Annotated in this window: 18 protein-coding genes; 13 read left to right on the plus strand and 5 right to left on the minus strand. The window is 61.8% G+C overall.

Annotated features, from left to right (window positions below; all coding sequences use genetic code 11):
• Positions 1–65: 65 nt before the first annotated feature.
• From ABD53_RS14795 to soxR, 4 genes are all read right to left on the minus strand, one after another.
• On the minus strand, positions 66–2786 hold the full coding sequence (locus ABD53_RS14795; RefSeq protein WP_047866602.1) for a CHAT domain-containing protein: 2721 nt from the start codon (positions 2784–2786) through the stop codon (positions 66–68).
• A gap of 192 nt (positions 2787–2978) precedes the next feature.
• On the minus strand, positions 2979–5336 hold the full coding sequence (locus ABD53_RS14800; protein ID WP_047866603.1) for a hypothetical protein: 2358 nt from the start codon (positions 5334–5336) through the stop codon (positions 2979–2981).
• 3 nt (positions 5337–5339) lie between these two features.
• Positions 5340–5945, minus strand: coding sequence for a recombinase family protein (locus tag ABD53_RS14805; protein ID WP_047866604.1), 606 nt, complete (start codon positions 5943–5945; stop codon positions 5340–5342).
• A gap of 286 nt (positions 5946–6231) precedes the next feature.
• Complete coding sequence (gene soxR, locus ABD53_RS14810) at positions 6232–6726, minus strand: redox-sensitive transcriptional activator SoxR (RefSeq protein ID WP_047866605.1); 495 nt, start codon at positions 6724–6726, stop codon at positions 6232–6234.
• 129 nt (positions 6727–6855) lie between these two features.
• Here soxR and ABD53_RS14815 point away from each other — a divergent pair, with 129 nt between their 5' ends.
• From ABD53_RS14815 to ABD53_RS14835, 4 genes are all read left to right on the plus strand, one after another.
• The gene (locus tag ABD53_RS14815) at positions 6856–7212 is read left to right on the plus strand and encodes a luciferase domain-containing protein (RefSeq protein WP_047866606.1); all 357 of its coding nucleotides are present in this window, start codon (positions 6856–6858) and stop codon (positions 7210–7212) included.
• A 2-nt stretch (positions 7213–7214) separates the two neighbouring features.
• On the plus strand, positions 7215–8378 hold the full coding sequence (locus tag ABD53_RS17550; RefSeq protein WP_200900415.1) for a DUF924 family protein: 1164 nt from the start codon (positions 7215–7217) through the stop codon (positions 8376–8378).
• A gap of 1 nt (position 8379) precedes the next feature.
• Positions 8380–9855 carry an MFS transporter gene (locus ABD53_RS14830; RefSeq protein WP_084709741.1) on the plus strand — a complete coding sequence of 492 codons (1476 nt, stop codon included), beginning with the start codon at positions 8380–8382 and terminating at the stop codon, positions 9853–9855.
• Positions 9856–9985: 130 nt separating this feature from the next.
• Positions 9986–13126, plus strand: a complete 3141-nt coding sequence (locus tag ABD53_RS14835) for a Tn3 family transposase (RefSeq protein ID WP_047866607.1) — start codon at positions 9986–9988, stop codon at positions 13124–13126.
• A gap of 461 nt (positions 13127–13587) precedes the next feature.
• On the opposite strand, the gene ABD53_RS14840 is transcribed toward ABD53_RS14835, so the two are convergent.
• Positions 13588–13773 (minus strand): helix-turn-helix domain-containing protein, encoded by a 186-nt coding sequence (locus ABD53_RS14840; RefSeq protein WP_047866608.1) that lies wholly within the window; start codon positions 13771–13773, stop codon positions 13588–13590.
• 273 nt (positions 13774–14046) lie between these two features.
• Between ABD53_RS14840 and ABD53_RS14845 the strand changes: the two genes are divergently transcribed.
• The 9 genes from ABD53_RS14845 to ABD53_RS17355 all read left to right on the plus strand — a co-directional run bounded on the left by ABD53_RS14845 (position 14047) and on the right by ABD53_RS17355 (position 21439).
• Complete coding sequence (locus ABD53_RS14845; RefSeq protein ID WP_047866609.1) at positions 14047–14343, plus strand: hypothetical protein; 297 nt, start codon at positions 14047–14049, stop codon at positions 14341–14343.
• Positions 14343–15083: a sigma-70 family RNA polymerase sigma factor gene (locus ABD53_RS14850; RefSeq protein WP_047866610.1), complete on the plus strand. Its 741-nt coding sequence runs from the start codon at positions 14343–14345 to the stop codon at positions 15081–15083. Before ABD53_RS14845 ends, ABD53_RS14850 begins: the two co-directional genes overlap by 1 nt.
• Positions 15080–15355, plus strand: a complete 276-nt coding sequence (locus ABD53_RS14855; RefSeq protein ID WP_047866611.1) for a hypothetical protein — start codon at positions 15080–15082, stop codon at positions 15353–15355. Before ABD53_RS14850 ends, ABD53_RS14855 begins: the two co-directional genes overlap by 4 nt.
• Positions 15356–15450: 95 nt before the next feature.
• Complete coding sequence (locus tag ABD53_RS14860; protein WP_152670804.1) at positions 15451–15678, plus strand: hypothetical protein; 228 nt, start codon at positions 15451–15453, stop codon at positions 15676–15678.
• A gap of 577 nt (positions 15679–16255) precedes the next feature.
• The gene (locus ABD53_RS14865; RefSeq protein ID WP_047866613.1) at positions 16256–16765 is read left to right on the plus strand and encodes a hypothetical protein; all 510 of its coding nucleotides are present in this window, start codon (positions 16256–16258) and stop codon (positions 16763–16765) included.
• Positions 16765–17670, plus strand: a complete 906-nt coding sequence (locus ABD53_RS14870) for a relaxase/mobilization nuclease domain-containing protein (protein WP_047866614.1) — start codon at positions 16765–16767, stop codon at positions 17668–17670. Before ABD53_RS14865 ends, ABD53_RS14870 begins: the two co-directional genes overlap by 1 nt.
• On the plus strand, positions 17627–19744 hold the full coding sequence (locus ABD53_RS14875) for a type IV secretory system conjugative DNA transfer family protein (RefSeq protein WP_152670805.1): 2118 nt from the start codon (positions 17627–17629) through the stop codon (positions 19742–19744). Before ABD53_RS14870 ends, ABD53_RS14875 begins: the two co-directional genes overlap by 44 nt.
• Positions 19728–20594, plus strand: coding sequence for a hypothetical protein (locus ABD53_RS14880; RefSeq protein ID WP_047866616.1), 867 nt, complete (start codon positions 19728–19730; stop codon positions 20592–20594). Before ABD53_RS14875 ends, ABD53_RS14880 begins: the two co-directional genes overlap by 17 nt.
• Before the next feature lie 47 nt (positions 20595–20641).
• Positions 20642–21439 carry a hypothetical protein gene (locus ABD53_RS17355; RefSeq protein ID WP_160309713.1) on the plus strand — a complete coding sequence of 266 codons (798 nt, stop codon included), beginning with the start codon at positions 20642–20644 and terminating at the stop codon, positions 21437–21439.
• The last annotated feature ends 23 nt before the right edge of the window (positions 21440–21462 follow it).

Genomic DNA, 21462 nt, shown 5'->3' on the forward strand with positions numbered 1-21462 from the left:
TCTACGAGTCAGGAAGCGGCGCTCCGATGTGGGGCGTTCCACTTATGGAAGTTGCAGAGCCGGTCCTAATCCCAGTCGCCCTCGAGGACGAACGAGGACCAGTGGAAGGGATGGTCGAACCGGCCGTTGCTTCTCACGCCCCGTTGGGCGATCTGCAGGGCGTGTGCCTTGCTTGTTCTCGTTGCAACGCCGTCCTCCGACGAAGGATCGAGTAAAACCTTGTAGAACCGCTCCATAAGCTCGCCCGTGGACCTATCGTGCACCGACCACAGGCTGACCAACAGCGAAGGGGTTCCAGTATAAAGGAATGAGCGTGTTAGTCCGATGAGTTCCTCTCCGGGGTAAATCTTGCTGAGCCCGCTATCGCACGCGCTCAGGCCGACGAGCGTCGCCTTGAGCTCCAGGCCGAGCACGTCTTCGACGTTGAGGTCGGGTTGCTCGTCTTCTTCTCCGCCGCTGGTGGCTAGCTCAACCCGAGACTCGAGGGGAGCCTCAGCGTCGAATCCGCCGTGGCAAGCGAAGTGCAGCACGTCTATCTCGCCTCCCGCCCGCCGAAGCGCCTCGTAAAGGACGGCCTTGGTCGCCCGATTCCTGAGGTAGGCGTTTGTGCCGAAGAGCGCGGCCACGGCTACCGCTTCTCCTTCCGCGAAGTCCAAGGGCCGGGTGCGCGGCAACGAATTGCCCAACACCAATGCGGTTTCGGGGACGCGGCCTGGATTCTTGGCCCTCGAGTACCGGAAGACCGAGGCACTAGGTGTGTAGAACACCGGGTTGCGGTCGGCCAGGTAGCGGCCACCGAGTTTGAGCGCGTGTAGCGGGAGGCGGTGCAGCTCGCGGTGGGGAACGATCCACACCACGTCACCCTCCTCGCTGCACTCTTCGATGGGTGCGACCAGTCGTCCCATCTCACTCTGCCAGGCTTGCAAATCCCATAAGTTTTCGTAGTTGCAGGTTTTGACCTTCGCGAAGACCTCGTCGGCCCAAACCTGCAAGGCGTCTCGTGAAACTTCGACCTCGTAGGCGCGCGGCTTCTCGAAGTCGGACCGCCCAATGAAGACGAGGATCTTCTCCTCAGCGACGAAGTAGTCGACCAGCACTACGCGTTCCGCGCGCTCGCTTGCGGTGTAGGGCTCATGGCCCGGCCCGATCGTGGCCCTGGTCGAAGCCAAGGTGTTTCGGATGCCCGCGTAGTCCAGCGGCGCGCCCTCCCTCATCGAGACGTACTCTTCGCCCCTCACGCCGCAAGCACTTATCTTTTCTCTGACCTCGCGGAGTCGCCGCTCGGCTTCCTCGACCTTCGCCTGCAGGTCGTAGGCGCCCCTTGCGGCATTTCCGCGGGACCCAGAATCCTGTAAGGCCCTCAGATTTCCGGCCCGCTGCCTCTCCTCTGCCACCAACTCCTCGGGTACGCCAGCCGGAGCGGGCACGTCCTTCGTAGCCAGTCGCTCGGTAAGGACTCGCGACTTGGACCTCTCGGCATAGGCAAGGGCCTCCGCGTTCTTTGGTGCCTCCGGGCCATCCGCTCTCGGCTGACAGAGGTCGACGATCAGCTCCTCATACGGACGGTCCTTCAGGTCTAGCATCGAAATTTTCGAAGACTCAGGCAGGTGCTGCGAGCGGAGTCGCTCGATCGTTTCGACACACTTTTTCAACTCGCTTCGCGCCTCCTCGGGACGATCTTCAGCCCTGTGTACCGAGGCGAGTGCATATCGGCCGCGCCATAGGGTCTCGGGCGTGCCGTTACCCTCCGCGAGCTCAACCGCCTCCTCCAGATTCTTTCTGGCGCGCGCCGGATCGTCGAGTTCGAGGTGGGCTTCCCCAAGATAGAGGCGGTGTTCGCCAGCGTGCTGGACCAAGTTGAAATCGCTACTAAGGGACAGCGCCTTCTCAAGATCCTCGATCGCCGCGTCGTAGTCGCCGTCCAGGATCTGCGTGCGGCCCCTCTGCAGCCGCGCCTCCGACTCCCTGTCCGAGTGTTCCCGGTCCCGATCCTCCTCCGGCACCATGTCCAACACCCGCAGCGCGTCGTCGAACGCCTCGAAGCTCGACGTGTAGTCTTCGTCCTCCCGGCGGGCGAGCTCCCTCCGGGCTCTCCCGGCAGTGACGTAGTCAATGGCGGCTTGCAGGAATCTACCGGGTTTCTCCTCGCCCAATACCTCCTGAATCTGAGCGGCGGACAGGGCGTTGCTCTCCGCCTCCTCATATTCGCCGAGATCTGCATGCACGATAGCCCGCGCGTTGAGCAGGCGGGCCGACTCGTCCCGGTGGGTGTGGTGGTCCAGCCTGTGCCTGACCGCCTCTAGTCGCTCCTCGGCGATGGAGAAGCTCTCCCGGGCCTCACCGAAAGCGCCGACCCGTCCGTGCATGGATCCGAGCTCCCTGTGGTCGGTAGGTTCGTACACGGCGTCGCGGCCGAGCTCGGCGTGTGACTCCTCTATACGAGCATACGCGCCTTGCTCGCCCAGGTTAATAGTCTTCTCATAGGAGTCTATCGACTCCCGCCACAGCCCGAGAAAGCTGCTGGTGGACGCCTTTGCCTTCCAAGAGCGGTAAGTCTGTATGACACGCTCGGTTGAGTCGTTGATGTAATTGGTGCCTTTCATGATCAGCTGGATGACCTCGTAAGCTTCCTGATGGTATCCGAGCTGGTTCATGCTTTGGGAGCCGGCGCCGAGTTGCTTGACGAAGTCTACCGGCACGTTCCCGCAACGTATGTAGGCGCGCATCGCGTCACGGTACGCAGCCATCGCGCTGGCGAATTGGTTGGGGTCCATAGTGCCGGACACTACTGCCTCCTTTAAGCTAGAACTAAAATCGTTGTGGCTGTAACTGTCTCGCCAGGTCCTTACCAGCTCCACTCCGAATAGTAGGTAGAGGATGAGAGCGAACACGCAAACGGATTGCACGTTGCTCTGACTTAACGAGTAGCAGGCAGGCTCGGATAGTCAACACTGACCTTCGCTATCGACTCGGTTATGCTATTCAGCACTTATCTGCTTTGCAAACGGGAGTACCTTCAGATCGTCCTCGGTGGCCTCGGCCAGGTAATCCCTTAGCTCCGGGGGCGTGGCGACGCGTGGTAGGTCGCTTGTCACGAAGAAGCTGGGGTCGTCGGTGTCAATGAACTCTGGCACGGTGGAGCACAGCAGCGTGACGATGTGGGTGTAGCCTTCGGCCAAAAGATCGTAGTTGCTGCCTCGGGGTCGCTCGGCCAACTTCTTGGCTTGCTTGTCAGCATGCTCGACGTAGCACTCGAACTTCTGCCAGCGGTTTCTCAGGTCCGCGTGGGCGTACCCTCGATACCCTGGTGAGACCTGTATGGACTTGGCATCTATTGCCACCAGAACCGACCCGATCGTCAACGAGGCGTCCAGCTCGGCAATAATCCTGCTCCTCTCACCTGGAGGATGCACGCGAAGCTTTTTCGAGGGCTCAAACGCCCGAGGATGGTCGAGCTCGTGATCGAGGTAGTCTCCTAACCTTTGCTCCAGGCTCCCGGACACTCTCTGGCGAGGCGCCTCTTCGAGGATTAAGCAGTCGACGATGCCCTGCAAGAAGTCGCCTACGCCGTTCAGGTCCACGATCCTGTATTCTCCCGCTGGATAGACGAAAGGCGTGGGCATCGGGATCATCTCATCGTAATTAGAACGTCTAACGTAAGGCTTACCATCCTCAAGGTTCAAGTCTTCGCTGCGGTACGAATCGAGGTACGCGAGGCTCTTGAGGCCATGAGCGAACCTATCTGGATCTTCCGGCTGGGGCGCTTCGGGAAAGGCCTTGCGGTAAGCCTCAACGGCCCACTGGCCCAGTATGCCGCTGTCCATGGCCTCGCTACGGATGATCAGGTACCCTCTTTTATCCAGGTACGCGATTCTTTGGGCGAAGGTATTTACCAGCGTCTCTTTTTCGTTGGGAAACACGAAGCGAACCACGGCTTCGTTGAGAGCCGAGAGCGCGGCAACAATGAGCTCGGGCGCAAGATTATACTGGGCGACAACGTCATCTTCGAGTAGCTTGAGGTACTCGTAGGCTGGTGTGAGGTTTGCTGAGGAGAGATCGAACCGCTTGTCCCGCTTCTGGATCAGCCTGCGGGATTTCTCGTACCGCCAGTGACCTCCGCCCTCATCCTCCCGGTAGGTAGTACGAACTGCCTGCGTAGAGTGCATACCATCCGTCTGCTCTTCGTCTTCGTGCGAAGGACCCAAGACGCCTGCCGTCTCCCCTAGGAATGAAAACTTACTCGTGCGCTCTTCGTGGAGATCCAGGCGCCGCTTCAGCTCCGACCCTGGGCGCGAGTCCGAGACGCCATCGGGACGCAATATTATAGTCTGGCCTCGAACGATCCCTCTGCGCATCCTCTCAAGGTAGGCGAGATGTATGCCCCCCAGACGGACGAGGGAGAAGACCTCCGCGAGACGCTCTGCGTCAACGTCCGGTATATCCTGTGCAAATTCCGACGTTTCAGACTCACAGGGAACAAGCTCTATCCCGTTTGCGTCCCAGTTGGCGTATTTGAGAACGGCGTGCTCGGTGACCTCTGCCTGGTAGGCATCGAGGCGGCTAGTCGCACTTTCCGTTTCCTTCTCTCCCAAGAAGAACTGGTCAGTGGGCAACCGTCTCAGGAGAGAAAGCAAGTGGAGCAGACTCCAGGGCCTTCGGGAGAGCAGTGCCGCTATCCTCTCTTCGGTCTGCGCGCACCAATCGTCTAGCGTATCTGCACCCTGCTTGCCAGAGAACTCTAGTCGGCGTCTGTCGTGCTCAAACTCTTCGACCCATAGGGGCTTCTTGAACGGAGAAGACGGACCTCCCAAGATATCGACGGCCGGCGAGGAGAGGCGCTGCATCTTCACAGTCTCCGCATCCCAAAGTATCTCTTGCCATTCGCTCGGCTCCATCGAGTCTGTGGTCTCCTCCCGGGCGGCTCCGTCTGCCGCATATGCTGATGTGTCCGACCATGGCGACGAGCGAGACTCTGCACCCCAGGCTGCTCCTGCCTCCAGCTTACGCTGAACCTCGCGGCGCAGTTCTGACCAAGGCGAGACAGGAAGCTCGCCCACCGTATCTGAAGGCGGGTTCAAAACCCATCCCTCGAAACCTTGCTGCGAGGCGCCCTCAGCCATCCTGTAGAAGTCGTCTGGGTCCTCAGAGCCTACCGGGTACCAGTCAACCCCCGGCTCTCCTCTAAGGTGGTGCTCCGCGTACTGGAAAGCCATGATCTCGAGACTAAATAAGCAGATAGCCCTACATCCCGACAAGGGTATGCTCACCGGTAGGCCGCTACCCACGTGGTTGATCCAGAACAGCGGGGGCACACGCTCGCGCTCCTCGTTCATCAAACCCTACACTCCCGCAGTATCCCTCTTCAAGATCTCGTTGACGGTAGTCTTCGAGAGCCCGAGCTTCTCGGCTATCTTACGCTGGGAGAGCTTCTCCTCCTCCGCTAAACGAATCACCTCCGGCGCTTGCTTGTCCGACGGGCGGTAGCCTGGTCTCCGCCCGAAGGTCTGACCCCGGGCCTTCGCGGCAGCTACCCCCGACCGCACCCTCTCGCGCAGCAGGTCGTGCTCGAACTCCGCCAGGGACGCCATCAGGTTGGCGACGAGCTTACCCTGTGGCGTAGTGAGATCGAAGGTCAGCCCGGTCTGCGCGACCAGCGATACATCCCACGAGGCGAGCTGACCCAGTGTGTCCATTAGATCCTGGGTAGAGCGCCCCCACCGGGTCATCTCCGTAACCAGCACCGCGTCTATCTTCCGGGCCTGGGCAAGCTCCATCACCCTACTGCGCTCGATTGGCTGCTTGCCCTTCGCCTTCCGGATTCCTGAGAGGGTCTCCTTGAAAACCTCGACCACCTCGAAGTCAGCCCGCTCGGCGTACTCCAAGAGATCTCGTTCCTGCCTATCGTTATCTTGATCGGAGGTGGACACTCTGCAGTAGATCGCCACCCTACGACTCCTCTTCCGACCCCCATTTTCGTGTACCAAATAAACCCTCTGAACAAAGCGTGCTTGTAACAACGTTTTAATCGGTTTCTCGGTCTGCCGGAAGCGTACCAGAAGAAGTAGAGTTCAAACGGTACGCAACAGTTCAGGGCGTACTCTATACCGTGTCTCTATCCCCTACCGTGCTGTGGGAAGTACCGTCTGCCCTCCCAACGCTTATCACCCTCGGTTCGTTAGCCTCATCCGATAGTAACTACCCGACGGCGTAGCACGCTGCTCAGGAAGGGTACTAATCCGTCGGCCGCTCATCCCCAAGCCAGTATCTCGGCCCCGCCCCGTGAGTGGCTACACGGTCGTCGGGGTTTAGGATCTGACAACTCTCAAGCGACAAACACCCGCACCCGATGCAGCCGGTCAGCCCGACCTTCAAACGCTTTAGCTCCTCTATGCGCTCGTCGATCCTGGCGCTCCAGGTTTTCGTAAGCCGAGCCCAGTCTTTGCTTCCCGGCACCCGGTCCGTGGGCAGCTTGTCGAGTTCGGCCCGGATCTCTTCAAGGGTAAGCCCGACCCTCTGAGCGAACACGATAAACGCCACGCGCCGGGCCAGGTAGCGCGGGTAGCGACGGTGGCCGGAGTCGCTGCGCTCCGGGTGTAGTAGCCCACGCTCCTCGTAAAAACGCAACGCAGATGTGGCAACCCCCGTGCGTTCCGCAAGCTCCCCAACGGTTAGAGGCTTCGTAACGTCAACAGTACCATCCACAGCTTTATTCGTGTCCCTATCCATAATTTTCGTATTAGAACAAAAAATACCCTTGACTTCAAGTGTAGTTGAAGAATTAAGCTCTCCTTCGTAGCCATACAGGAGAGCCTCTCGAGCAGCTCGAGAGGCCTTTAAAACGAGAGGAGAGACGTGATGGGTGAAGGATCAGGGGCAACGGTAGAGCAAGAGGTTGCGGACTGGCCGGGGGTGAGTACAGGAGAGACCAGTAGGGGCGGACGGGCGCTCACTTACGGCAAGGTTGAGCTCGGGCATCTGCACGGGAACAGTTTCGCCGATTTGCCGTTCCCGAAGAAGGTTCGAGACGAGCTCATAGAGCAGGGCAGGGCCTCCGTACACCCACCGCTGCCGGAGTCGGGCTGGGTAAGACACCGGCTGGACGGCCCGGGCGATGTGGGAGCCGTGATCGAGCTCTTCCGCATGAATTACGACCGCGCAAAGGCCCGTGCCGAGAAACAAAGCCCAAGGCAAACGGCTCCGGAGGGGGAGTAATCGTGTACAGGCCCAGGATAGGCATAGTCATCGGCACCACCCGCGAGGGCCGGTTCGGAGAGACGCCGGCGCAGTGGATACTGGACGTTGCCTCCGGCCAGACCGATCTCGACTTCGAGATCGTCGACTTGAGAGAGTATCCACTTTCCTTTCTTGGGGAGCCGAAGTCTACCGGTGCAGGGGACTACGGACATTCTGACCCCGGTTCACGTTGGACCATGGAGATGGCTCGGTTCGACGGGTACGTCTTCGTCACGGCCGAGTACAATCACTCCATTTCGGGCGTACTGAAGAACGCCATAGACCATCTCGGCTCCGAGGTCCACAACAAGCCCGCGGCGTTTGTAGGCTACGGGGGAGTCGGTGGCGTCCGAGCCGTAGAACAGCTGCGCCTAGTCTGCATCGAGCTTCAGATGGCCCCGACCAGGACCGCCGTGCATATAGGCATGGAACCGTACATGGGCGTCTCCAGAGAAGGCAAGGAGCTCCGGGATTTTGACTCTCTAAATCGCAAGGCGCGGGCTATGCTCGAAGAGCTCTCCTGGTGGACCCACACGCTCAAAGCGGGCCGGAAAGAAGCTGCCGGTACCGAGGAACGGATCGAAGAGATTCTCGGGTTCTGGTTCGGTCAGGAGGGAGACCCCGGCTATGGAGAGTTCCGCAAGGCTTGGTTCTCCGCCGAGCCGGATTTCGACCGGGAGATCCGGGATCGCTTTTTGGCGACCTACGTAGAGGCCCGGGAAGGAAAGCTGGATCGCTGGCAACACGAGCCCAGGGGCGCTCTGGCGCTTGTCATACTCCTCGATCAATTTCCGCGCAACGTGTTCCGTAACTCGCCCGGCATGTACGAGACCGACGAAAAGGCGCGCTCTGTCGCCGATTCCGCCCTGAGTAAGAGCTGCGATAAGCAGTTGCCAGCATTCCAGAGGTGGTTTCTGTACATGCCTTTCCTCCACAGCGAGAATCTTGCCGATCAGCATAAAGCTACGGAGCTATTCGAGGCCGTGGAGCACGGTTCAAATGGTAGTGGACCCGGAGACTGGCACCTGAGGACCATAGAGCGCTTTGGCCGATTCCCGCACCGCAACGAAATCCTTGGCAGGGAGAGCACTCCAGAGGAGATCGAGTTCCTCGAAGCGCAGAACACCACAAAGCAAGAGGCTTAAGATGAGGAGGGCGAGCGACTCCGACGCGAAAGACGAACGGTCCACTGCCGCCGCGGGGAATGAGGCCCTCGACGAGAAGCCTCCCGTATCGGCCCGACCGTTCCTGGTGGTGGTCGCCTTGGCCGTGTTCGTCACGGTGCTCACGGGCAACGTCGTCAACGTCGTAATACCTCTTATGAGAGAAGAGTTTGGCGCCTCCGCCGCCGGGGTGGGATGGATCATCACCGGTTACGCCCTCGCCTACGCAATAGGCGTACCGCTCTACGGACGAGTCTCGGACTTTTTCGGGGTCAGGCGCGTTTTCGCCTTGGGGCTACTAGGGTTCGCCGCCGGCGGCCTCGTCTGCGCCCTCGCTCCGAGCCTGTCTGTGCTGGTCGCGGGACGAATCTTGCAGGGTATCGGAGGTGCGGCGGTACCAGCCCTCGCCACCGTCTCTGTAGCGAAGGTACTCCCACCCGGTGAGCGAGGCGCCGCCCTGGGAGTCGTGGCCTCCAGCGTGGGCGTGGGCTCCGCGGCTGGACCGGTAGTGGGCGGGATCGTCGGGCAGTTCGCTGGTTGGCGTCCCCTCTTCTTGGGCACGCTCGTTTTGATGCTGCTCCTGGTGCCATTCGCCCTGCGTGTGCTGCCGGGCGGAGCCTCAGAGGATGAGCGGCGTGGCTTCGACCTCTTGGGTGGTGTGCTGCTCGGCCTGGGCGCTGGGCTATTCCTCTTCGGTATCACCCAGGGGCAGGGCGAAGGCTTCGCCTCGTTCTCCTCCTGGGGCAGCTTTCTCGGGGCGGTTGTAGCCCTGGTGGGTTTCGTCAGGCGTATAAATGCGGTGTCAGAGCCTTTCGTGTCAGCTTCCCTATTCCGGAACCGGGCGTACGTAGCTGCTCTCATCGTTGGATTCTTAGCCAGCTTGGTCAATCTCTCGGTACTCTTCTTCGTACCGATGCTCCTTGTAGAGGTGAATGGTCTCTCAGCGGGGGCCGCCGGGATCGCGCTCACTCCCGGGGCCGTGGCCCTAGCGGTGCTCTCCCCTTTTACCGGACGGCTCTCCGACCGTACCGGCGCGAGACTGCCCCTCGTGGCGGGCCTTGCGCTTATGGGACTCTCCGCCCTGTTCGTTTCAACATTCGCTGGGGCGTCGCCTGTACTCATCGCCGCAGGGGTGGTAGGCGTGGGTTCGGGCTTCGCCCTCGTCCAGTCTCCGGCTAACAACGCCGCCGCCAACGCGCTTCCTGAGGAAGAGATCGGAGGAGGACTGGGCATCTTCTCGGGTGCCTTCTTCCTGGGATCGGGAACCGGGCCGGCGCTCATCGGAGCTTTACTCGCCGCCCGCCAGGAGGCTGGATTGGATGCCATCAACCCCATGTACACGCAGGGCGCCGCCCCATTCTCCGACGGCTTTTTGGCTTTGGGCGCCGTGGCGCTAGTAGCTTTGGTGGCCGCTACCCGACTTCGAGAAGGCAGCGGCAAGAGCAAGGGAGGTGGATGATCCGGGGAGGACACACAACGAAGATACAGGAGCGGACGGAGGCGCCAGATGGAACGCCGACACGTCTTTGTCTATACAGACCTTGTTGGCGAACGCTCTAGGTAGTCACGCTGGCCTATCGGATAGCCTGATGCCTGTAGGTTTTCTTACTAAAGAACAAAGGCGCTCCTACGGCCGCTACACCGGCGAGCTCTCGCCAGAGCAACTGGCCCGTTTCTTCCATCTGGATGACGAAGACCGGCGGCTGATCGCCCTCCGCAGAGGTAACCACCACCGCTTGGGCTTCGCCCTACAGCTCGCCACGGTTCGCTTTCTCGGTAGTTTTCTCTCCGATCCCACAGATACGCCCGACGGTGCAGTATGCTACGTCGCGGCGCAGCTCGGAATCGAGGACCCGATCTCCGTGCTACCCCGGTACCTTGAGCGCGAACCGACTCACCGCGATCACGCCGCCGAGATCCGTCACGTCAAGGGCTACGCACCGTACGGCTCCCAGCCCGAGCTCTTTCGACTGACGCGCTACCTCTACAACCGCGCCTGGGTGTCGGCCGAGAGTCCGAGCTTACTCTTCGACCTGGCTACCGCCTGGCTATTTGAGAGGAAGGTTCTGCTACCAGGTCCTACCACCCTTGAGCGCCTTGTCTCGCGAGTCCGCGAAAAGGCGACGACTCGCCTGCACGCGAGGCTCGCACACCTACCGGATGCCAGACAGAGAGCGGGCCTTTCGGGACTGCTCGTCGTCGAGGCTGACGGGCGCCAGACGAGGCTGGAGCGGCTGCGTCGTCCGCCTACCAGCGTAAGCGCCAAAGGTCTCGTAGGCGCGCTGGACCGCCTGGAGGAGGTGCGCTCTCTCGGGGCTGGGGCGCTCGACCTCGCGGGAATACCAGAGGGTAGGCTAAAGGTGCTCGCCCGGACAGCCGCCTCCGTGAGGGCACAGGCTATAGAGCGTATGCCCTACGAGCGCAGGGTTGCAACGCTACTCGCGTTTGCCAGAAGGCTCGAAGCCACCGCCCAGGACGACGCTCTGGATGTCCTCTACGCCCTGACCGCCGAGATGATCTCTCAGTCAAAGGGTAAGAAGAACAAGGAGCGCCTGCGCACGATCAAGGATCTCGACGCGGCGGCGCTGACGCTCAAGGAGGCCTTCGAGGTGTTCTTCGACCCTTCGCTTTCCAGAGAGCACAGTCTGGGAGAGGCCAGAGATACGGTCATCCTCTGGTCCGGCGAGGACAAACTCCGACGAGCTCTTGAGAAGGTTGCCGAAGTGGCGCGTCTGCCGGAGGAGGATCACCAGAGAGAGCTGCTCTCCCGGTGGAAGACCGCGCGGACCTTTTTGCCCCGTTTGCTCTCCACCATCGAGTTCGGGGGCACCGATGCCGCGGGTCCCGTGCTCGAGGCCTACGATTATCTAAAAGAGATTGACTGGAGCTCGCACTCGCGTTTGCTACCAGACCCTCCGCTCTCTGTGGTTGGAAAGGGTTGGCGCCGACTGGCCTTTGGGGAGTCTGTTAGGGAGTTCGGCGACGGCGCCGCTGCCAATGCCATCGCTGCCAACGGCGATGGTGTTAGGGCGGACGGCCGGGTAGACCGCAAGGCGTACGCCCTGGGCACCCTGGAGGCGCTGCACGAGGCGATGCGTGGCCGAGAGGTGTTTGTGGAGCCGAGCGAGCGGTGGTCGGATCCGCGAGCAAAGCTACTCTCCGGGGATGAGTGGCAGGCGGCTCGACCCGGGGTCCTGCATGCCCTCGGCCTCTCTTCTGGGCCGGAGGCATACCTGAGTGAGAAGGCCGGGAATCTCGACGAAGCACACCGCCGGACAGCCGAGAATTTGCCGGGGAACGCCGCAGTGAGCATAGATCCCGCGAAGGCTGCCGGCGACGCCGACGCCCTGGACATCTCGAACCTCGACAAGCTCGAAGAGCCGGAGTCCCTAAAGCGGCTCCGCAAATCTCTCGGCGCTACCGTACCCGTCTTGGACCTGCCCGATCTCATGCTGGAAGTCGGGCAGAGGACCGGCTTCGCCGAGGAGTTCGACCACGTCTCCGAGGGTGGCTCTAGGGTTAGAGACCTACAAAAGAGCGTATGCGCCGTACTACTCGCCGAGGCCTGTAATGTAGAGCTTGAGTCTCTCGTTGATTCGGGAGATATAGCGCTGACGAGGGGCCGGCTATCCTGGATCAAGCAGAACTACCTTCGCAACGAGACGCTCGCCAGAGCCAACGCCCGGCTCGTAGATGCCCAGAAAAAGATACCGCTAGTCTCCGCCTGGGGCGCCGGAGAGGTCGCCTCGGTGGACGGTCTGCGCTTCGTCGTCCCCATACGGACGGTTAACGCCGGCCCGAACCCCCGCTACTTCGGAACTGGCAGGGGTATCACCTACCTCAACTACGTCTCCGACCGCTCCACCGGCTTCCACGGCATCGTTGTGCCGGGCACCCTGCGCGACTCGCTCTTCGTACTGGACGGTCTCCTCGAACACGAGACGAGCCTCAAGCCTACCGAGATAACTTCCGACACTGCTGGCTATTCGGACTTGATCTTCGGCCTGTTCCACCTGCTCGGCTACCAGTTCAGCCCCCGCATCGCGGACGCCGGAGAAGCCAGATTCTGGCACATGCGGCATATGCAGCCTCGCGGCGACTACGGTGGTTACGGTCCACTCGACGGCCTCTCACGCGGCAATCCCATCAAGACCAACCTCATCCGGGATAACTGGGAGGACATACTCAGAGTGGCCGGCTCCCTAAAGCTCGGCACGGTAAAGGCCTCGGACCTGACCCGCGCACTTCACTCTGGCGCAAAGCAGTCCGAGCTCTCGAAGGCCATAGCCGAGATCGGCCGGATAGCAAAGACCCTCTTCCTGCTCTCATACGTAGATGACGAGGCTTACCGCAGACGTGTACTGGTCCAGCTTAACCGCCACGAAAAGCGCCACGAGCTCGCTAGAGAGATCTTTCATGGCGACCGGGGCCGGGTAAGAAAGCGATACCGCGAAGGCCAGGAGGATCAGCTCTCCTCTCTCGGGCTCGTCCTTAACGCGATTGCACTCTGGAACACGCTGTATCTGGATAGGGCGGTCGACCACCTTCGGCAAGAAGGTGAAGATGTGCGAGAGGAAGACCTGGCGCGCATCTCCCCGCTAATGAACTCTCACATACACTTCACGGGCCGCTACCATTTCCGACTAGACCAGGCGGTGGCCGAAGGCGAGCTCAGGCCCCTGCGTGATCCTTCGGAGATAGACGATTTCGAGTTGCCCTCCGAACCCTGACCGCCTACCGTAGGCTAATACCCGGATTACCTTGCTACCGCAATATACCTACAGTGCTTGCACGTTAGCGTATGTTTTCGCTCCGTTGCTACTCGCGGTCCAAGACGAAAAATAAGGAGCCCGAGCACGGATCGGATCCTCGACCCGGAGCGCGCGCAGGGGGCAAGGCCGGGGAGGGAGAACACCGCCCATCTCCGGGTATCGAGCCAGCCGCGTCAGCTCACCACGATGTGTCGAGGAGCTTTGAGCGGCTACGTAGCCCGGTGGGTAACGACGATGTCAGTGCCATTCTTCCGGGAAAGGACCGGTACGAGTACTCAGGGGACCACGCTTCATCAACAACGGTGCTAGCGGTTAGCCGTTGTTTACTGTGTCAGTATTACCGCAGTAAACAAGCCTGATAGGAGGGCGTTGCGATCCGCTCTTCCCTACCGGGTTAAGACCGGCGGATCAGCAGAGGATCAGCCGACCAGCTCGTCGGTCTCCACACCCAGGGCGTCAGCCAACTTCCTTACGATCCGTCCCTGGGCGCCGTGGTCGAGGTTTTCCAGCCCGTTAATCGTGGAGCGGTACACTCCGCTTTGCTCCTGAAGCTCCCGTAGCGAGAGCCCCTTGCGCTCACGGGTCTGCTTGAGATTCGGGAGCATGATTCCGCGTCCTCGCGTTCTCCTGTTGCCCGTCCGCTGATCCATCCAGCACCTCTTAGTAATGTTTGTAGCTTAACTCTGCATCAGCTACGAGTATACCACGTGTCACAGTATTTCACGTGAAATAACATAAAAAAATTATATATTTGGCCTCTTTTGGCCTTGATTTGTCCTAGAAATAGAGTATACTACGGGTAGTCATAAAAGAGGCCCAAGGGGAGTCCTACCAAGACTCAAATCCCCAAGGGCCAGGACCACGAAGGGAGCACCAACGTGATCGAGGACAGTGTAGCTCAGGGTCACGGCCCACAAAACCCGGAGCAGGCCGAGTGCTTCCGATGCGAAGGCGAGAATTGCCGCCGCTGCGACGGCTCCGGCTGGAGGAACCGCAGCCGCTGCGCCGGGTGCGGCGAGCCGTCGGGAAAGCCGAGCGAGGGCGGCAAGGCTCTTGGGGGTCTTAGGAATCGCCGGGGCAAGGATCAGCCCATGTACTGCATGGAGTGCCACCCGGAGCTCATGGGCGGCGGCAGCGTGGCGAGGATCGCGCTGGTGAACCTGGGGGCGGCGTGATGGCCCCCAGGTTCACGGTCGCTGCGTCGAGGGCGAAGAGGACGGAGACGGACGAGGAGAGGCTGGCTAGGTTCGCCACGCTCCGGGACTCCAACGACCCGTGCGACGCGGAAGAGGCGATGAGGCTGGCAGAAAAGCTGGTCGAGCACTACGCGGGGCTAGTGGGAGCCGCGGTCAGGCGGTGGCGAAACCGGATGCCCTCCGGCTTGCGAGTGCTGGGCTTCGACGACCTCCATGCTGCGGGACTCAGGGGGCTCTGGGAAGCGCTGCTTAACTGTGACCCGAGCGGCGAGCAGCCCTTTGCCTCTTTTGCGAGCACCCGGGTATCCTGGGCGATCAGTCTTGAGGTCAGGCGCGCGGACTTCCTAAAGGAGCACGCCAGGCGCGAGGTCTTGCGCTCGTGGCGCGCCGTAAGCAGCCTTGAGAACTGCCTCGGGCGCGAGGCCACCGAAGAGGAGGCGGCGAAAGCCTCCGGCGTGAGCGTGGACCGTTACCGCGACCTCTGTCTGTGGGACCGCCGCTCTTTGACCTCCGAGCTTACGGACCCGGTCGAGAAGTATCTCTCAAGGACCGAAGGCGACCCGCTTGAGAGGCTGTGCGCCGTCGAGGAGGCCCTGGAGAGCCTCAAAGGGCGCGACCAGGAGATGAGGGAGGCCGCCCTTGAAATCGGAGTAGCGGTCGAGAAGGTCAAAGGTTACTTCGAGATAGCCGAAGCGGACGAGACGGAGAGGGCGGCATGAGCGCCGCCCTCTTTCCCCTGGGGCGCGTGGTGGCTACGCCCGGCGCGCTGGAGGTACTGGGGCAGACCAGCGCGGACCCGGCGCAGCTCTTGGCGCGTCACCAGTCCGGCGATTGGGGCGAGGCCCCGCCCGAAGACGTGAGGGAGGACCGCCTTAGCGTCGAGCGCGGATTCCGCATCCTTAGCAGTTACCCGGTAGGGGACGAGCGAGTCTGGATCATCACGGAGGCGGACAGGTCGAGCACTTGCCTGCTCTTGCCGAGCGAGTATTGAAACCAGTAGCCGCGAGTGGCGGCGCGATCTCTGATCGCGTCGTCTGCTCGTGGAACTCGGGGAAGAGCGAGACATACTGAAGGGAGAAGGAGATCTTGAGAGTCGTGGAGAAGCTGATGGATATGTGCGTGAGGATGCTGCTGTGGCTAACGGCGGCGCTGGTGGCGCTGGCGGTGGTCGAGGCCGTGACCGACTCACTGGCCGAGGCGGTGGGTATACCCTACGAGCAGACGTTGATCCTGGTGGCGGGTACTCCCCTGCTGATCTTCGGTCTATACCTGGAGCGCGGTGGCGGTAGCAGCCGAGGCCGGAAACGACGGTAGCAGAGAGGCGATGTGGGGCGGGCTCGGAGATACCGGGTCCGCACCGCTCGTTGATTCGGCGCGGGAGATACCGGGCTCTCCGACAAGAGCTACACGACGGCGGGGCCTTGCCCGCTCTTCGAGCGAGCGGCGGCCCGGTTCTTCCGGGGAGGCTTTCCTGCCAACCCGGCTCGACACAGGTAGAGTCTCATACAGGGTTCAGCCGGGGGCCTCCTCGAAGACCACGGAACCCGGTCTATAGGAGCCACGTCACGGCGGGGCCTTGCCCGCGTGGACTCGCGCTCTTCGTGCACATCGCCCACGCGACCGGCGGCCACAAATCGGGCCAAGTCTGTTAGTGCTTCGATCCCCGGCAAATGTAGACGAGGTTAGCGCGTTTCCACCGGGAGCCTTCTTGGAGACCACGAAAGCAGCGTGGAGGGAGCTTCTCGGCGGCCTCTTCTTTCGTCACCAACGTATGGCAGGATAAGCGTTGTCGCTCGTGAGAGCGCTTGGTTGACTATAGTAGCTTTACTAATACATAATGAATAAGCGCTGATTGCAGCGACTGTCAGGGTATGGGAGCGCTAGGGGGAAAGTGGCTAAGAAGAAGGTTACTAGCTGGGTGGATGAGCGTACAGCCGGGGTACTAAGAGCCAGGGCCGCCCAGCACGAGATCTCGATGAGCGAGGTGGTCGCCCAGACCCTGCAGGAGGCCGTCAGGGACGAGGCGGCGGAGGGCGTCGGCACGGAGCTTTTGCTGCCGGCGGTCAGGGCGACGGTCCGGCGGGAGGTCGGGAGGATGAGCGACAGACTCTCTCACCTGATGGCGAGGTCGGCGCTCGAGAGCGCGGCCGACCGGAGGGCACTGTACCAGATCCTCGTGAAGGAGTTCGGCCAGGAGCAGGCGCGCGAGATCAACCGCCGCTCGTGGGTACAGAGCGTCGAGAGCTTGAAGAGACCGGCTGAGGGTCTGCGGGAGATCCTCGGCGAGCGGGCCGGGGACGATCTGGGGTCGGAAGACGCCAGATCGGAGAGTATGATACGCCGGGAACGAGAAGGGTCGGAGGACGCTGAAGAGGGCAGACCTGAGGGCGGTGAGCACTAGTGAGCCCGGCTATCGTGAAGGTCAACTACGTAGCCATGAGCGCGGGAGGGAGGGCGGCGGCCGGGGCGAGCGCCGACTACTACGCGCACCGGCCCGACTCGGATGGAGAACGCGAGTACCGGCCCGGCTTTGACGTCGAGACGGAGGAGCTCGACAAGAACGAGGTCTACTCCAGGATCGAGCAGGGCGAGGGCGACTACGTCTACCGGATAATCCTCAGCCCCGGCGAGGAGGAGATGGACGCCGCGGACGTGAGGGAGTGGGCCAGGGACGTGATGGAGCCCGTTGAAGAGGCCGGGGGAGAGTGGGTCGGGTTCGTCCACGACGACCAAACCGACCATCCCCACGCCCACGTCATCGCCTTCACCGACGAGAAGCTCGACCGGGGGGACCTCGCGGAGATGCGCGAGATCGGCACGGAGGGCGCCGAGATCTTCGCCGAAGCCAACAAAAGCTGGCTCGAAAAGGTCGGCGAGGAGGCGAGGGATCTCGCCGAGGAGGCGGGAGCGGAGGCGAAGAACCTGGCGTCCGACATGAGCACTCACGGCGTGATCGGCGCGGCCGAAGGCGCAGGCGAGGAGATCAAGGATCTGGCCTCCGACGCGGAGTACGCGGGGGCACGGATCGCGGCGCTCGTGCCCGGAGGTGAGAGGGAGCCCGACCCGGAGCGGGACCGGGCGGAGGAGGACGCGCGGGAGATGGAGATACAGGACTGGATGGACCAGCTCAAGTCGGAGAGCGACGAGCTGATGGGGATAAAGGATCCGATGGAAAGCGAGATCAAAGAAGATTTGGAAGATGGCGAGGACGAAGGCCATGAAAAGCGTGAGCCGGAGATCGACCGGAGGGAGTTGATGGCGCTTGAGCACGAGGACCCATCCCCTGAAGCGCAGCCCGAGCCCTGACAGCCCCGGTACGGGGCGGGCTCGCGGACCGGGCGGACCGGGTACGGCGAATGGAGCCGGCGGACGAACCCCCGTCGAGTGGTGGCTAAGGTGGTGGATGGACACCACGGGCGGCGCGTCGGGCGTGGTAGCCCCGGCCAGCGGGGCCGCGATAGCCGGGCTGATAGATCCTGCGGCGATCCCGCTAGGACTCGCGGCGGGCCTTCTGATCGGGCTGCTCTGGAGCCTTGGGACCGCCGGTAAAGCCGCAGTCGTGATCGGGCTGGTGTCGTTCGGCCCGCTGGCGGTGATGGGGCTCGGCGCCGTCGCCGGCTCCAGCTCCGGGCTTCTCTTGTCTCTCTTTGTGGGTGGATCGCTGCCTCTGGTCGGGATAGTGGCGTTTATCTGGCACCTGCGCCGTCCGAAACCAGACCAGCCTCACTATCACGCGCACTGGGCGGCCCGGGAGGAGGTATCGGATCTGACAGGGACCGAGGCCTCGGGGGAGAAACGCGGGCCTGAGAACCTCTCAGACGGCGTCATACTCGGCACCCACGGAGAGACTCGGGAGCCGCTAGTCGTGAGGCCCGGCCAGGACGGCCGTAGGGAGATAGGTCACTTCCTGGTGTGCGGTCCCAGCCGCAGCGGGAAGAGCCTGCACCTGACCACGAACCTCCTTAGCTGGGGCGGCTCGGCGGTCGCCGTCGACGTGAAGGGCGAGTTGTACCGGAAGACGGCCGGGATCAGGGCGAACCTGCCGGGAGGCGAGAACCGGATACTGGTGCTCGACCCCGAAGGCCGCGGCGACCGCTACGACCCCTTCGCCGAGCTCTCCTACAGCGAGGAGGCGACCAAGCGGGCGGTGCATCTGATACTGGAGACCGACAAGGCGCGAGACCCCGTATTCGCCCGGCGCGCCTCGTCCGCCGTGTACGCGGGGCTCGTGGGAGCCAGGATCGAAGGAGCGCCGTCGCTCGCCTACTTGCGGGAGATCACCGCGGAGGGGCCTAGAGTGTACGTCGAGCGGCTCCTTGAGCTCGGAGACCCGGAGATACGCCGGAGCCTGGTGGACTTCCTCGGAGGTCCGCCGGAGGAGATGGAGCCCCGCGACTACAGGAACGACAGGTTCCTTTCGAGCGCGTGGGGCACGATCACCTCACAGCTCGACGCCGTGTTCAGTCCAGGAATACTCAAGATGACCGGGGGCAGCGACTTCCGGGCGGCGGACCTCGTGAAGAGCCCGGCCACGCTGTACCTGATGTTCTCGGAGACGGAGCTCGAGTACACGGAGAAGATCTTCCAGATCACCCTGCTCGCCCTCACGAGCGGCCTCATAAGGCACGGCGACCGCGACCCGGACGGCGTGTCGGGCGCGGTACCGATGCTCTTCGCCCTCGACGAGGCCGGGAGGACTCCGATACCGAGGTTATCCGACATGATCTCGACCATCGCGGGCCGTGGCATGGCCGCGATGATTTACATCCAGGACCTAGCCCAGCTAGAGAGCGCCTACGGCCGCGAGGCTGCGCAGACCATCAGAAGTGGCTGCCACACCCAGCTCTACTACCGGCCCCAGGACCACGACACGGCCCTGCACATCTCGAGGATGGCGGGGCAGAAGAGCATCGAGGACCTGAGAAAGAACACCGGAGGCGGCGGCAGCGAGAGCATAGGGCAGACCAAGAGAGAGCTCATAACGCCCGACGAGGTCAGGCAGATGTCTCACGAGGACATCATCGTGTTCACTGGGAACAAGCCGCCGATCCTAGCGCAGAGGCTGAAATGGTTCGAGTTCTTCGAGGACGGACAGGAGCTGGTGGACGAATATCCGTCGGCGGAACCCGAGCCGCTGGAATCGCCGGAGCTCGTCAGGGCAGATTACAAGACCGCCGGGGATAATGGCGCTGGTGATGAGTCTGGTGACGGCGGTAATACCGGGGAAGACCCATCAAAAGCGAGGGAGGGCGTAGTAACTTCAGAAGCTTCAGAAGCGGACGAGGTCGGCGACGATCCATCCAGTAATGGAAAGCGTGGCCGCGAGCGCATGGGCACCCCCAAGGACGACGCCGGAGGCTACGTTGAACCGGAGCTATAGCCCGAGCGAGAACAGGCGGGGTAGGATAGCCACCCTGGTAATGGTCGCGGCCCTGGGCCTGCTGGGCGTCGTCCTGGTCGCGGCCACTTCGCAGGGTACCGAGGGTGCTGAACAAGGCCCCGGACAAGAAGCAGATCCTTCCTCGTCCGCCGCCGACGGATCTTCCCCGGATGGTTCAGAGGTCTACTCATCCGACGACGCCTCGGACTTCGTTACTACTGAAAGCACCGAGAGCACTGAAAGCACAGGGGACGCCGGGGAGAGCGCACACGAGCCGGAGCGGACGACGCCTCCCGATGACCTGTCTTTCGTTTGCGACAACTTCGCTCCTACGGAGGACGCCGGCATACCATCCGAGCAAAGAGAGAGTATGGAGAAGGCGGCGGAGCGGTACATCTTGACCGCCTACGGAGATCCCGGCACGGACCCCGCGGCCTACGAGAGCAGCGTGGAGGAACTCACGGTGGAGGAGTGCTTCTCCGAATCTCCCGCCGCGGGTTACGTCGAGAATGGGGAAGGGATGGCCGAGCAGGGCGGCCGGCAAGTAGCACCCGTGGACACGCTCGACGACACGACGTTCTCCAGGGAGTTCGTCCTGTTCGACCCCTCCTCCGCCGAGAGCGTGGAGGACGAGGAATCTGGCGCGGTCTATACGAAGGTAACGGGAGAGGCGGTGTGGGTATCCGAGGAGTCCGACGGCAGCGGAGCCGTGGGCAAGCAGCAGACTCTCACACTTGCGAAGCCCGAGTCCGGGCAGGGAGAGTGGAAGGTGTCCTACGGTCAGACCATCCCGCCGCCGTCTTACATGGACAGCGAGTACCAAAATGAGCTACCTTCGGGAGTAGGCTAGTTGGCGGGGATCTCGAACTTTGCGAACCGATGGTATAAGGAAGCAACTTGAGATTACGCGACCTAATAAATCGGAGACGTAAGAAGAGGGCCTACACGCCTGCGATGCCTCCGGGAAACCCGCCTGGAGATTTCCGCAAGTGGCAGCGCAACCGGGCAACTCAGAATGCCATACAGCGTCAGGAACAGGACCCACCCCGGCCCAACAAGGGCAGAACGCAAACCTCCCTCGCCAAAAAACTAGAAATACTCTCGCAGCTATACCCACATCCTGACGGCGGCCAATGGACGGCACAGGAAATCGAAGAGGCTACGAATCGTGAGATACATCCTAGCTATTGGTTAGCCATGAAGGAAGGTAGAACGGACATTATCGCGGGTATCGCCCAACACGGGACTATATCGAATCTTTGGGAGGCCATTGAACATAAGATCAGGCTTATAACGCGTGCTATGGGCGTGCCTTATGACCTCTGGTTCAGGCCCATGTGGTGGTGGGAGAAAGTATACGAGGAATGGGCACGAGGTGAAGACGTAGAAGATAAGCTACATGATGAAAAGTACGACTCCGATGACAGTAGGCCAGCTCGTTTGCTGGTGAACTGGGAGTATGTCCGACCCACCGCCGACGACTGGACTCTGGGGCAGCTCAATATTCGCCCGCGCGACCTGCGAGCCAGCGTACCCGCGTGGACCCTCTGTAGTGTCGGGGAAGCGGCAACACTACTCCAGATACCGGAGACAGAGGTAGAGGAGATGCTGGACACGGGAGAGCTGCAGGGCGGCCAAAGTGACCACGGCTGGGACAGCGTCAACCTGGACTCGGTATTACGGCGGCTTGATTGATGTCTTCGGGGAGGATCGTGGAT

It is taken from the genome of Rubrobacter aplysinae (assembly GCF_001029505.1).
Lineage (GTDB): Bacteria > Actinomycetota > Rubrobacteria > Rubrobacterales > Rubrobacteraceae > Rubrobacter_A > Rubrobacter_A aplysinae.

Excerpts from the sequence above, each read along its gene's own strand:
- soxR (WP_047866605.1), bottom strand. The coding sequence starts at position 6,726 with ATGGATAGGGACACGAATAAAGCTGTGGATGGTACTGTTGACGTTACG.
- ABD53_RS14815 (WP_047866606.1), top strand. The coding sequence starts at position 6,856 with ATGGGTGAAGGATCAGGGGCAACGGTAGAGCAAGAGGTTGCGGACTGG.
- ABD53_RS14830 (WP_084709741.1), top strand. The coding sequence starts at position 8,380 with ATGAGGAGGGCGAGCGACTCCGACGCGAAAGACGAACGGTCCACTGCC.
- ABD53_RS14835 (WP_047866607.1), top strand. The coding sequence starts at position 9,986 with ATGCCTGTAGGTTTTCTTACTAAAGAACAAAGGCGCTCCTACGGCCGC.
- ABD53_RS14840 (WP_047866608.1), bottom strand. The coding sequence starts at position 13,773 with ATGCTCCCGAATCTCAAGCAGACCCGTGAGCGCAAGGGGCTCTCGCTA.
- ABD53_RS14850 (WP_047866610.1), top strand. The coding sequence starts at position 14,343 with ATGGCCCCCAGGTTCACGGTCGCTGCGTCGAGGGCGAAGAGGACGGAG.
- ABD53_RS14855 (WP_047866611.1), top strand. The coding sequence starts at position 15,080 with ATGAGCGCCGCCCTCTTTCCCCTGGGGCGCGTGGTGGCTACGCCCGGC.